This window comes from Streptomyces sp. NPDC005963 (assembly GCF_040638655.1).
GTDB lineage: Bacteria > Actinomycetota > Actinomycetes > Streptomycetales > Streptomycetaceae > Streptomyces.
Map to the genome: position 1 here is coordinate 19276 of NZ_JBEXVD010000026.1, position 12190 is coordinate 31465.

Consider the following 12190-nt stretch of genomic DNA (forward strand, 5'->3'; position numbering starts at 1 on the left):
GGGCCGACGTCCAGCAGGTGCTCCTGGACGTCCAGCCGGTGTTCAGCTGTCGAAGCCCAGCCCCAGGCGGTCCATCGTCTTCAGCCAGACGTTCCGACGGCCGCCGTTGGCGTCCGCCTTCGCCAGCGACCACTTGGTGATGCCGATGCCCGCCCAGGCGACCGGCTCGGGCGGGAACGGCAGCGGCTTGCTGCGGACCATCTCCAACTCGGTGCGCTCGGTGCGCTCCCCTGCCAGCAGGTCGAGCATCACGTCCGCGCCGAAGCGGGTCGCGCCCACGCCCAGGCCCGTGTAGCCGGCCGCATAGGCGACCCGACCGCCGTGGGCCGTGCCGAAGAACGCCGAGAAGCGCGAACAGGTGTCGATGGCACCGCCCCAGGCATGGCTGAAACGGAGCCCTTCGAGCTGGGGGAAGTAACGGAAGAAGTGCTCCGCGAGCTTGAGGTAGGTCTCCGGGCGGTGGTCCAAGGCTGAGCTGACTTTGCCGCCGAACGGATAGATCGCGTCGTAGCCGCCCCAGAGGATGCGGTGATCGGCGGTGATCCGGAAGTAGTGGAACTGGTTGGCGACGTCACCGAGGCCCTGACGGCCGTCCCAGCCGATCTCCGCCAGTTGGGCCGGGCTGAGCGGCTCGGTCATCAGTGCGTAGTCGTAGACCGGAACGGTGTACGGGCGCACACGCTTGACCAGGGAGGGGAACACATTGGTGCCCAGCGCGACCCGGCCCGCGAAGATCCGGCCGTAGGGGGTGCGCACGGCCATGCCCGCACCGGCCGTGGCGATGTCGGTCCCGGGGGTGTTCTCGTAGATCCGCACCCCCAGCTCCCGGCAGGCGCGCTTGAGGCCCCAGGCGAGCTTGGCGGGATGGAGCATGGCCGTGCCCCGCTTGTCCCACAGCCCGCCGAGGAAGATCGGCGAGTTCACCTCGGCGCGCACGGCGTCCTGGTCGAGGAGGGTGAGTCCCTCGACGCCGAGCCGCTGGGTCTCCTCGTACATCTCGGCCAATTCGGCCACCTGGTATGGCTCGGTGGCGACGTCGAGGCTGCCGGTGCGCTCGAAGTCGCAGTCGATGGAGTACCGGGCGACGGCCTCCTCGATGCCGTCCAGATTGCGGGCGCCGAGTTCCTCCAGCCGGTCGATCTCCCCGGGCCAGCGCGCCAGCCCGTTGCTCAGGCCGTGGGTGAGCGATGCGGCACAGAAGCCGCCGTTGCGGCCCGAGGCGGCCCAGCCCACCTCGCGGCCTTCGATCAGGACCACCTCGGTCGAGGGGTCGCGCTCCTTGGCGAGCAGCGCGGTCCACAGTCCGCTGTAGCCGCCGCCGACGACCAGCAGGTCGCAGCGTTCGTCACCGGTGAGCGCGGGCAGCGCCGCCGGCTTGTCCGGGTCGTCCAGCCAGTAGGGCACCGGCTGGGCGTCGGACAGGGATGAGGCAAAGGTCATGGCAGCTGGGGCCATGGTTTCCACTCCTTCGAGGACCCGTGGGTACGGGCCTTACTTGGATCGTGCGCTGTGCTTGCGCCTGCTGCTGATCAGCTGGGCGACGACCACGATCAGTACGGCGACGATGAACATGGCCGTACCGATGACATTGATCTGAACGGGTGTGCCGCGCTGTGCCGAGCCCCATACGAACATGGGGAAGGTGACGGTGCTACCCGAGTTGAAATTGGTGATGATGAAATCGTCGAAGGACAGTGCGAAGGCGAGCATCGCGCCCGCGGCGATTCCCGGAGCCGCAATCGGGAGGGTGACCCTCAAGAAGGTCTGCACCGGTCCCGCATAGAGGTCCCGCGCGGCTTCTTCGAGGCGTGGGTCCATCGAAAGGACCCGGGCTTTCACGGCCACCACGACGAAGCTGAGGCAGAACATGGTGTGCGCGATGAGGATGGTCCAGAAACCCAGCTGGGCGCCGAGGTTCAGGAAGAGCGTGAGCAGCGAGGCCGCCATCACGACTTCGGGCATCGCCATCGGCAGGAAGATCAGCGAGTTGATCGTGCCGCGGGCCTTGAAACGATATCTGACCAGGGCGAAGGCGATCATCGCGCCGAGGACGGTCGCCCCGATCGTCGCGAAGAAGGCGATCTGGAGGGAGAGCACGAGCGAGCCGCACATATCGGCGACGCCGCAGGGGTCCCGCCACGCCTCGGTGGAGAATTCGCGCCAGGAGTAATTGAACTTGCCGGCCGGATTGTTGAACGAGAACACCATGACGACGATGTTCGGCAGGATCAGATACGCGAGCGTCAGCAGGCCCGCGATCACGACGATATTGCGCCGTAGCCAACGCATCAGACCAGGTCCTCCGTTCCAGCCCGGCGAATGTAGATCGTGACCACGATCAGGACGACCGCCATGAGGATGAATGACAGCGCCGCCGCAGTCGGATAGTCGAGCACCCGCAGGAACTGCGACTGGATGACGTTTCCGACCATCTTGGTGTCGGTGGAGCCGAGCAGTTCGGCATTGATGTAGTCACCGCTGGCCGGAATGAAGGTCAGCATGGTCCCGGAGACCACACCCGGCATGGAGAGCGGGAAGGTGACCTTGCGGAAGGCGGTCGACGGCCGCGCGTAGAGGTCCCCGGCTGCCTCGTGGAGCCTGGTGTCGATCCGTTCCAGGGAGGTGTAGAGCGGAAGGATCATGAAGGGCAGGAAGTTGTACGTCAGACCGGTGACGACGGCGAGCGGAGTGGCGAGCACCCGGCTCCCGTCGGTCATCCCGAGCCAGTTGGTGATGTCCAGGAAGCCGATGGTGTTGAGGGTCTCCACCACCGGGCCGCTGTCCGCGAGGATCGTCTTCCACGCCAGGGTGCGGATCAGGAAGCTGGTGAAGAAGGGCGCGATCACCAGGACCAGGATCAGATTGCGCCAGCGGCCGGCCTTGAAGGCGATGAGGTACGCCAGCGGATAGCCGAGCAGCAGGCACAGGATCGTGGCGGTGCCCGCGTACAGCATCGAGCGGACGAAGTGCGGCCAGTACTCGGTCAGCGCGTCCCAGTAGGTCGGGAAGTGCCAGGTGACCTTGAAGCCCTCTTCCAGCGACCCCGTCTGGACCGAGGTCGACGCCTGGTAGACCAGGGGCAGCGCGAAGAAGACGAGCAGCCAGAGGATGCCGGGGAGCAGCAGCCAGTACGGCACCAGTTTGCGGCGCAGCGACGGCTTGTGGACCACTCCCGCTTCGGCCGCGGCGGCGGTGGCGGTTGCGGTCATGAGGTCTCCCCCACCGTCTCCACGCCCGCGTCGATGTCCTGCGCCGCGTCAAGACCGAAGGTGTGGTCCGGGTTCCAGTGCAGCACCACCTGCGCGCCGGGGACCAGCCGCGGGTCGCGCTCGATGTTCTGGATGTACACCTCAAGATCCGGACAGACGGGGCTGTCGATCACGAACTGGGTGGAGACGCCGATGAAGCTGGAGTCGGCGATGGTGCCGGTGAGGCGGTTTCGGCCGGCGCCGATCCCGTCCGCCTCGTCGGCGTGGGTGAGGGAGATCTTCTCCGGGCGGATGCCGACGAGGATCTTGCCGCCGGTGCTGGGCGAGGTGGCGCAGCGGTCGGCGGACAGGCGCAGGGTGGCGTCCGCGGCGGTGACGACCACGTCGCCCGCGCCCGACGAGGCCACGGTGGCCTCGATCAGGTTGGAGGTGCCGAGGAAGTTGGCGACGAACGTGGTCTGGGGGTTCTCGTACAGCTCTGCGGGCGCGCCGAGTTGCTCCACCCGTCCGCCGTTCATCACCGCGACGGTGTCGGCCATGGTCATGGCCTCCTCCTGGTCGTGGGTGACGTGGACGAAGGTGATGCCGACCTCGGTCTGGATGCGCTTGAGCTCCAGTTGCATCTGGCGGCGCAGCTTGAGGTCGAGCGCTCCGAGGGGCTCGTCGAGCAGCAGGACCTGCGGATGGTTGATCAGGGCGCGGGCCACGGCGACGCGCTGCTGCTGGCCGCCGGAGAGCTGGTGCGGCTTGCGCTGGGCGAAGTCGCCGAGCTGGACCAGGTCCAGCATGTCGCCGACCTGCTTCTTCACGGACTTGATGCCGCGCCGGCGCAGCCCGAAGGCGACGTTCTCCGCGATGGACAGGTGCGGGAAGAGCGCGTAGCTCTGGAACACCGTGTTCACGGGCCGCTTGTACGGGGGCAGTCCGGTGACGTCGCGGTCGCCGAGGAACACGCTTCCGGTACTGGGGTCCTCCAGACCGGCGATCATCCGCAGGGTGGTGGTCTTTCCGCAGCCGGATGCGCCGAGCAGTGCGAAGAACGAACCCTGGGGAACGGTCAGATCGAGGGGATGGACGGCCTGGAAGGAGCCGTAGTTCTTGCTGATCCCGGAGAGGCGGACATCTCCGCCCGCAGTTGTGTCAGTCATGGGTCGCGTTCCCAGGGGTTGCGGTCAGACGAGGACGGGGGCGCTGGGTGGTTCGGCGCATGGGCGGGGCGGGCTCAGGCACCGATGAGCTTGGCGAACTTCTCTTCGTACGCCTTCTCTTCCTCTGCGCTCAGCGAGCGGAAGGCGTGGGACTTGGCGGCCATGGCCTTGTCCGGAATGATCAGGGTGTTGCTGGCCAGGGCGGGGTCGATCTTGGCCAGTTCGGGGGCGACGCCCTCGACGGGGCACACGTAGTTGATGTACGCGGCGAGCTGGGCCGCCACCGGCGGCTCGTAGTAGTAGTCGATGAGCCGGGTCGCGTTCTTCTGGTGCCGGGCACCGGCGGGAACCAGCAGATTGTCGCTGGAGGTGATGTATCCGGCCGCCGGGATCGCGTACTTGATGTCGGGGTTGCCCGCTTGCAGTTGGATGACGTCCCCGGCCCAGGCGAGACAGGCGGCGAGATCGCCCTTGTCCAGGTCGGACGTGTAGTCGTTGCCGGTGAAGCGACGGACCTGCTTCTTGTCGACGCCCTTCTGAAGCCGGCCGATCGCGGCGTCGTAGTCGGCGTCGGAGAACTTCCCCGGGTCCTTGCCGAGGTCGAGCAGGGTCATCCCGATGGTGTCGCGCATCTCGGTGAGGAAGCCCACGCGACCCTTGAGGGTGGGGTCGTCGAGGAGTTGCGTGACGGAGTCGACCTTCTTGCCACCGGTCGCCTTCGCGTTGTAGGCGATGACGGTGGAGATGCCGGTCCAGGGGTACGAGTACGCCCGCCCGGGGTCCCAGTCGGGGCTGCGGAACTGGGCGGAGAGGTTGGCGTACGCGTTCGGCAGCAGCGAGGCGTCCAGCTTCTGCGCCCAGCCGAGGCGGATCATCCGGCCCGCGAGCCAGTCGGTGACGCTGATCAGATCGCGGCCCGTGGGTTGGCCGGCCGCGAGCTGGGGCTGGATCTTGCCGAAGAACTCGACGTTGTCGTTGATGTCCTCGGTGTACTTGACCTTGATGCCGGTCCGCTTGGTGAACTCGACCAGCGTGGGACGGCTCTTCTCGTCCTCGCTGACGTCCATGTACTCGGTCCAGTTGGAGAAGCTGAGCGTCTTCTCCTTGTCCGAGTGGTCGTTCGACGACTGCGCCCCGCCCTCGCGTTTCGCGGGAGGGATGCCACAGCCGCTCAGCGCGGCCAGCGCGCCCACGCCGAGCGCCCCGACGCCGCCCGCACGCAGCACCGAACGGCGGGTGAGGGCACCCCGGCCGCTGGTGAGGGTGCGCCGCATCGCGGCGAGTTGGGCGCCGGACGGGTCCGTGGAACCTTCGGACTGGTATCGGTCCATGAAGCTGTGCCCTTTCGGGATGGGGGCCGCCCCCGCGCACGGGGGCGGCGATCGGCTATCTGTCCCCGAAGATCGTGCGGTGCCAGTCCTTCGCGGCCACCGCGGTGTTGTCGTACATGACGTGCTTGACCTGCGTGTACTCCTCGAAGGAGTACGTCGACATGTCCTTGCCGTATCCCGATGCCTTGTAGCCGCCGTGCGGCATCTCGCTGATGATCGGGATGTGGTCGTTCACCCAGACGCAGCCCGCCTTGATCTCACGGGTGGCGCGGCCGGCCCGGTAGACGTCGCGCGTCCAGGCGGAGGCGGCGAGTCCGTACGGGGTGTCGTTGGCGAGCGCGATGCCCTCCTCGTCCGAGTCGAAGGGCAGGATCACCAGGACCGGGCCGAAGATCTCGGACTGGACGACCTCGCTGTCCTGGGCGGCGCCCGCGATCAGGGTGGGGAGGTAGAAGGCACCCTCGGGACGGCCCTTGGGCACGGCACCGCCGGTGACGACCCTGGCGTAGGAGCGGGCGCGCTCCACGAAGCCGGCGACCCGGTCGCGGTGGGTGTGCGAGACCAGGGGGCCGAGGTCGGTGGACGGGTCGAAGGGGTCACCGACGCGCACGCTCGCCATCACATCGGCGATGCCGGCGGTGAGCTGCTCGTACAGGGGGCGCTGGACGTAGACGCGGGTGGCCGCGGTGCAGTCCTGACCGGAGTTGATCAGCGATCCGGCGACGGCGCCCTGGATGGCGGCCTCCGGGTCGGCGTCGTCGAAGACGACGAAGGGAGCCTTGCCACCGAGTTCGAGGTGCAGCCGCTTGACGGTGGAGGTGGCGATCTCGGCGACGCGCTTGCCCACGGCCGTGGAGCCGGTGAAGGAGGTCATGGCCACGTCGGGGTGGCCCACCAGATGCTCTCCCGCGCCGAGGCCGGCGCCGGAGACGATGTTGATGACACCGTCGGGAATGCCGGCTTCGGTCGCAGCCTGGGCGAACATCAGCGAGGTCAGCGGGGTGATCTCGGCGGGCTTGAGGACGATGGTGTTCCCGGCCGCGACGGCCGGGAGGATCTTCCAGGCAGCCATCTGGAGCGGGTAGTTCCAGGGGGCGATGGAGCCGATGACCCCGATCGCCTCACGGCGTACGTACGAGGTGTGGTCACCGCTGTACTCGCCGGCCGACTGGCCCTGGAGGTGGCGGGCCGCGCCCGCGAAGAAGGCGGTGTTGTCCACGGTGCCGGGCACGTCGAACTCGGTGCTGAGCTTGATGGGCTTGCCGCACTGGAGGGATTCGGCCCGTGCGAAGTCATCGGCCTGTGCGGCCAGCACGGAGGCGAAGGCGTGCAGGGCGTCGGAGCGCTCGCCGGGGGTGGCGCCGGCCCACTGGGGGAACGCCTCGCGGGCGGCGGCGACGGCTGCGTCCACATCGCCGGTGCCGGCCAGCTCGTAGCTGAGGACGGTCTCACCGGTGGCCGGGTCGACGATGTCCTGCGTACGCCCCGAGGTGCCGGGCCGTAGCTGTCCGGCGATGTACTGCGCGCCGCTGGCGAAACGGTCCTGCATCTGGTCGCGGTTGCCCATGACGTCTCCGTAGTCCCAGTTCGATGCGTATCGCCCTGGATGTTGACTGATTGGTGCCCGGACGGTGCCGGGCGGTGCCGTGATCGTGCCGGAAGGGTGGTGGGGGCCGTGGGGCTGTGGACGTCAAGATTCCGGCGCTTGACGTCGTTGTCCCAGCGTGAATGGAGTGCCGATCCTGACAGAGCACCCTTAAGCCAACAAGTGATTCCGTTGTTGCCTTTTGGTTACGCGACGGAATCGGTCGACCATCTGTCGCGTCTACGGGCAATTCCCCGTACGGAGTGTCAGTGGTGGATGCAAGACTCGCGTGCATGGCGATGGATGAGCTGATGCAGCAGGTCAGCAGGGGTGAGCGAGTCACGTACCTGCACTTCTGGGGCCACCGGCCGCGCGCAGACGGATCGATCGGCGCGGGCTGTCTCAGTCAGTGGTGGCCCTCGCCGTTCACGGTCGACGGCGTGCACTACGCGACGGCGGAGCACTGGATGATGGCGGAGAAGGCCAGGCTGTTCGATGACCCGGAGGCCGAGCGGCGGGCCCTCGACGCCGGGAGTCCGGCGGAGGCCAAGAAGGCGGGCCGGCTGGTGCGCGGCTTCGACGAGACCGTGTGGAAGCGGGAGCGGTTCGGCATTGTGCGCCGCGGCAGCGTGCACAAGTTCGGTCTGCTCCCGGAGCTCCGGGCCTTTCTGCTGGCCACCGGGGACCGCGTACTGGTGGAGGCGAGTCCACGGGACCGGATCTGGGGGATCGGGCTGACGGCCGGCGATGAGCGCGCGGCGGACCCGAGCCGTTGGCGGGGGCTGAACCTCCTGGGGTTCGCGCTGATGGAGGCCCGGGAGGAGCTTCGGCGCGAGACGGGTGCGAGAGGGCAGCCCGTGCAGGAGGAGGGCCCCGGGGGTCGAGGCGGCGGGTGATGCCTGGGGATGGTGCCCGGCGGGGTCGCGTTGAGGTGCCGCGGCCCGACCTCGCGCACCGACCCGAGAGCCGCGAAGCCGGAGCAGGCCCAGCGGTCCGGAGCGAGTCGGAGAGGCCCGACGCACGGCCGGGGCGTCTCCGACTCGGGGCCCTAGGGAGTGTCAGCAAAGTAGCGTCGTCCGCCCGGAGGGCGGGTCTGGCGGGACTTTGCGGACACGACCTAGATCTGCTCGCTGGCGATCCCCCACACGATCAGCGCCAGATAGAGCACGCCGAACACGATGCCGATCGACCCCAGGATGATCCCGGACAGCGCCATGCCGCCGTTGTTCGCCTCGCCCTGTCGTACGCGCTTGCGGCCGATGACGCCGAAGACGATGGCCATGATGCCCAGGATGATCGAGACCACGCCGTAGAGACAGAACAGCAGCGTGGCCACGATGCCGAGCACCATGGCGGTGGTGCCCAGCCCGTTCTGCTGGGGGAGCAGCGGCTGGTGTCCCGGGTGTCCGTACGCCGGATAGCCGGGGAATGGCGCATAGGCCGCCGGCCCCTGCTGCGGGGCGCTCGGAGCCGCCGGGTAGCCGTAGGGGCCGGCGGGAGCCGGGCCGCCGGGTGCCACGGGAGGCGGCGGCACCGACTCCGCGGGCGGTTGGGGCACGGCACCGGGCATGGCGGCGATCGTGGGCTGGTCGTGCACGTGCGGCGAGGGGTAGGGAGGTGTGGACTGCCCCGGTCCCGCGTGCGGCGCGGCCGGAGCTGGCGGCGCCCACGGGTCGTGCGGTTCCTGTTCGCCCATCGGCTGGGACGGGTGATTGGTCATGGTTCTCCCCCCGGTTGTCCTCCGGTCATGCTAAAGCCTCGGCCGTCCGGAGGAACCGGCCGCCTACGATGATCCCTGCCCCTACTGCGCCCGATCGCCCCGGAGGACCCTCGATGACCGATCTGCACACCTTCATCGCGGGGATGCCCAAGGCGGAGCTGCACGTGCACCACGTCGGATCGGCGTCCCCCAGGATCGTCGCCGAGCTCGCCGCGCAGCACCCGGACTCCCAGGTGCCGACCGATCCGGAGGCGCTCGCCGACTACTTCACCTTCACGGACTTCGCGCACTTCATCGACGTCTATCTGTCGGTGGTCGATCTGATCCGTACGCCCGAGGACGTCCGGCTGCTCACCTTCGAGGTGGCCCGGGACATGGCACGGCAGAACATCCGCTACGCCGAGCTGACGATCACCCCCTTCAGTTCGACCCGTCGCGGCATCGACGAGCGGGCGTTCATGGACGCGATCGAGGACGCCCGCATCGCCGCCGAGCGGGAGTTGGGCGTGGTGCTGCGGTGGTGCTTCGACATTCCTGGAGAAGCGGGGCTGGAGGCGGCCGACGAAACGACCCGGCTCGCCGTGGACCTGCGTCCGGAGGGGTTGGTCTCCTTCGGGCTGGGCGGGCCGGAGATCGGCGTGTCACGGGCCCAGTTCACCTCGCACTTCGACCGGGCGATCGCAGCCGGTCTGCGGTCGGTCCCCCACGCCGGGGAGACGACGGGTCCGCAGACGATCTGGGACGCGATCCGTCATCTGGGGGCGGAGCGCATCGGGCACGGCACCAGCGCCGTCCAGGACCCCGCACTGATCGCCCATCTCGCCGAGCACCGCATTCCGCTGGAGGTGTGCCCCACCTCGAACATCGCGACGCGTGCCGTTCTCGACCTCGAACAGCACCCCATCAGGCAGATGGTGGAGGCCGGAGTGTTGGTGACGGTCAACAGCGACGACCCGCCGATGTTCGGCACCGACCTCAACACCGAGTACGCGGTCGCGGCCCGACTCCTCGACCTCGATGAGCGCGGCGTGGCGGGACTCGCGAAGAACGCCGTGGAGGCGTCCTTCCTCGACCCTGCCGGGAAGTCCAGGATCAGCGACGAGATCGACGCCTACACCACGGCCTGGCTGGCACCCTGAGCGCAGCCGCCGCCGGGGCCGCACCCACGGGCGGGACAGGTCCGTACGACCGCGGGGCTGCGCGGGGTCCAAGCCGTGGACGTCCGCTCCGACGCGTAGGGGGCGTGCGGTGACAATGGGCCCATGCCTACCGTCACCGCCGTCGGTCACCGCGGCGATCCCTACCGCGCCCGTGAGAACACCCTCCCCTCGCTCCGCTCCGCCGTGGCCAGGGGAGCCGACGCGGTGGAGATCGATGTGCGCGTCACCCGGGACGGCGTGCCCGTCCTGCTGCACGACGCCTCGTTGAAGCGCCTGTGGAACCACGACCGCCCGCTCGCGGACCTCACGTACGACGAGGTGGCCCGGCTGACCGGGCGGGGAGTGCCCACCTTGGACGAAGCCCTGCACGCACTCGCTGACCGTCGCGTGATGATCGATCTGCCGGGCGCCACACCGGATTCGGTACGGGCGGTGGTGGGCGCGGTCGCCGAAGTCGGAGCCGCGGACCGCGCGTACTACTGTGCCGGCCCGACCACCATGCTCGCGGTGCGCACGGCCGACCCGTCCGCCGAGATCGCCCTGACCTGGACTTCGCTGGCGCCTCCCCGTCCGGTCCTGCTGGACGCCGTGCGCCCCCGTACGCTCAACTACCGCTTCGGCCTGATCAGCCGGGGGCTGGTGGACCGCGTCCACGCGGACGGGCTGTTGGTGTCGGCCTGGACCGCCGACACCCGGCGCACGATGCGCAGACTGCTCGCCGCCGGGGTCGACTCCATCACCAGCAATCGCATCGGCACCCTGCGTTCGATGGTGACGGCCGCGGACGGCGGGGCAACGCCGAACTACCCACGGCGCACGACGCCTTGATGCGGGCCTCTTGGAGCGGGGCCTCCTACAGTCCGGCGATGGTGTTCCAGCGCTGGGCCAGCCGGACGCGCTCGGCGGAGGTGATGTCCCGGGCGATGGCGAGTCTGCCGCGCATCTCGTCGTCGGGGAAGATCAGCGGGTCTTCGGCGAGGGCCGCGGTCTCCTCGTCCTTGGACGACGCAAGGACCTCGCGTGCGGCGGGCACCGGGCAGACGTAGTTGACCCAACTCGCGAGCTCGGCGGCGACCTCGGGCTGGTAGTAGTGGTCGATGAGCACCTCGGCGTTGCTCTTGTGCCGGGCGAGGTTGGGGATCATCAGGCTCTCGGCCCAGAGTTCGCCGCCCTCCTCGGGCACGACGAAGGCGATATCGGGATTGTCCGCCTGGAGTTGGATCACGTCCCCCGAGTACGCCTGGCACGCGAGCACGTCCCCGCTGTCGAGGTCCTTGATGTAGTCGTTCCCGGTGAAACGGCGGATGTGACGGCGCTTGACCATGCGTTCCACCCGGTCGCACATGGTGTGGAAGTCGTCCTCGGTCCATCGGGTGACGTCCACGCCCTCCCCCTGCATCAGGAGGGCGAAGGACTCGTCGAGCCCGGAGAGCAGGGTGACCCGCCCGCGAAGGTCATCCGCCCACAGGTCGCCCGTGCTCCGCAGTTCCCGACCGAGCTTCTTGCGGTTGTAGGCGATGCCGGTGATCCCGGACTGCCAGGGCACGCTGTGCAGCCGGCCCTTGTCGAAGGCGGGCGAGCGCAGTTGGGGGTCCAGGTACCGGGTGACGTTCGGCTGCTTCGCCCGGTCCATCTCCTGGACCCAGCCGAGGCGTACGAAGCGGGCGGCCATCCAGTCACTGATGACGACGAGGTCCCGGCCGGTCTCCTGGTGGTTCATCAGCGCCGGACTGACCTTGCCGAAGAACTCGTCGTTGTCGTTGATCTCCTCGGTGTAGCGGACCGAGATCCCGGTGCGCTCGGTGAAGGAGTCCAACGTGGGCCGACGGGACTCGTTCTTCTCGTCGGTGTCGATGTACAGCGGCCAGTTGGCGAAGTGGACCCGACGGTCCTGCGCGGATCGATCCCGACCGGCGCGCTCACCGGGCTGTACGTAGGCGGCGGGCACCCCGCATCCGGTGAGGGCAGCACCGCCGGCGAGAGCGGCACCCGCGCCGAAGGCGCGCAGCAGGGACCGCCGTGACATGGGATTCATCC

At 68.7% G+C, this 12190-nt stretch carries 11 protein-coding genes; 3 read left to right on the top strand and 8 right to left on the bottom strand.

All coding sequences use genetic code 11. The features are described from left to right. Positions 1-42: 42 nt before the first annotated feature. From ABZ348_RS27640 to ABZ348_RS27665, 6 genes are all read right to left on the bottom strand, one after another. Positions 43-1455: an FAD-dependent oxidoreductase gene (locus ABZ348_RS27640; RefSeq protein WP_358937528.1), complete on the bottom strand. Its 1413-nt coding sequence runs from the start codon at positions 1453-1455 to the stop codon at positions 43-45. 36 nt (positions 1456-1491) lie between these two features. Further along, on the bottom strand, positions 1492-2289 hold the full coding sequence (locus tag ABZ348_RS27645; RefSeq protein ID WP_358937530.1) for an ABC transporter permease: 798 nt from the start codon (positions 2287-2289) through the stop codon (positions 1492-1494). After that, positions 2289-3209: an ABC transporter permease gene (locus tag ABZ348_RS27650; protein WP_358937532.1), complete on the bottom strand. Its 921-nt coding sequence runs from the start codon at positions 3207-3209 to the stop codon at positions 2289-2291. Before ABZ348_RS27650 ends, ABZ348_RS27645 begins: the two co-directional genes overlap by 1 nt. Next, positions 3206-4357: an ABC transporter ATP-binding protein gene (locus ABZ348_RS27655; protein ID WP_358937534.1), complete on the bottom strand. Its 1152-nt coding sequence runs from the start codon at positions 4355-4357 to the stop codon at positions 3206-3208. The genes ABZ348_RS27650 and ABZ348_RS27655 overlap by 4 nt, the downstream gene beginning before the upstream one ends. 74 nt (positions 4358-4431) lie before the next feature. Continuing rightward, on the bottom strand, positions 4432-5688 hold the full coding sequence (locus ABZ348_RS27660) for a spermidine/putrescine ABC transporter substrate-binding protein (RefSeq protein ID WP_358937536.1): 1257 nt from the start codon (positions 5686-5688) through the stop codon (positions 4432-4434). A 55-nt stretch (positions 5689-5743) separates the two neighbouring features. Then, positions 5744-7255 carry a gamma-aminobutyraldehyde dehydrogenase gene (locus ABZ348_RS27665; RefSeq protein WP_358937538.1) on the bottom strand — a complete coding sequence of 504 codons (1512 nt, stop codon included), beginning with the start codon at positions 7253-7255 and terminating at the stop codon, positions 5744-5746. 311 nt (positions 7256-7566) lie between these two features. Between ABZ348_RS27665 and ABZ348_RS27670 the strand changes: the two genes are divergently transcribed. Then, complete coding sequence (locus ABZ348_RS27670) at positions 7567-8169, top strand: NADAR family protein (RefSeq protein ID WP_358937540.1); 603 nt, start codon at positions 7567-7569, stop codon at positions 8167-8169. A gap of 221 nt (positions 8170-8390) precedes the next feature. Here ABZ348_RS27670 and ABZ348_RS27675 read toward each other — a convergent pair whose 3' ends face one another. Beyond that, positions 8391-8993, bottom strand: coding sequence for a DUF4190 domain-containing protein (locus ABZ348_RS27675; RefSeq protein ID WP_358937542.1), 603 nt, complete (start codon positions 8991-8993; stop codon positions 8391-8393). Between the two features lie 113 nt (positions 8994-9106). On the opposite strand from ABZ348_RS27675, the gene ABZ348_RS27680 reads away from it, so the two are divergent. Then, positions 9107-10132: an adenosine deaminase gene (locus ABZ348_RS27680; protein ID WP_358937544.1), complete on the top strand. Its 1026-nt coding sequence runs from the start codon at positions 9107-9109 to the stop codon at positions 10130-10132. Between the two features lie 123 nt (positions 10133-10255). After that, positions 10256-10981, top strand: a complete 726-nt coding sequence (locus tag ABZ348_RS27685) for a glycerophosphodiester phosphodiesterase (RefSeq protein WP_358937546.1) — start codon at positions 10256-10258, stop codon at positions 10979-10981. 25 nt (positions 10982-11006) lie between these two features. Here the strand turns inward: ABZ348_RS27685 and ABZ348_RS27690 are convergent, their stop codons facing one another. Further along, the gene (locus tag ABZ348_RS27690; protein ID WP_358937547.1) at positions 11007-12179 is read right to left on the bottom strand and encodes a spermidine/putrescine ABC transporter substrate-binding protein; all 1173 of its coding nucleotides are present in this window, start codon (positions 12177-12179) and stop codon (positions 11007-11009) included. Positions 12180-12190 lie beyond the last annotated feature (11 nt).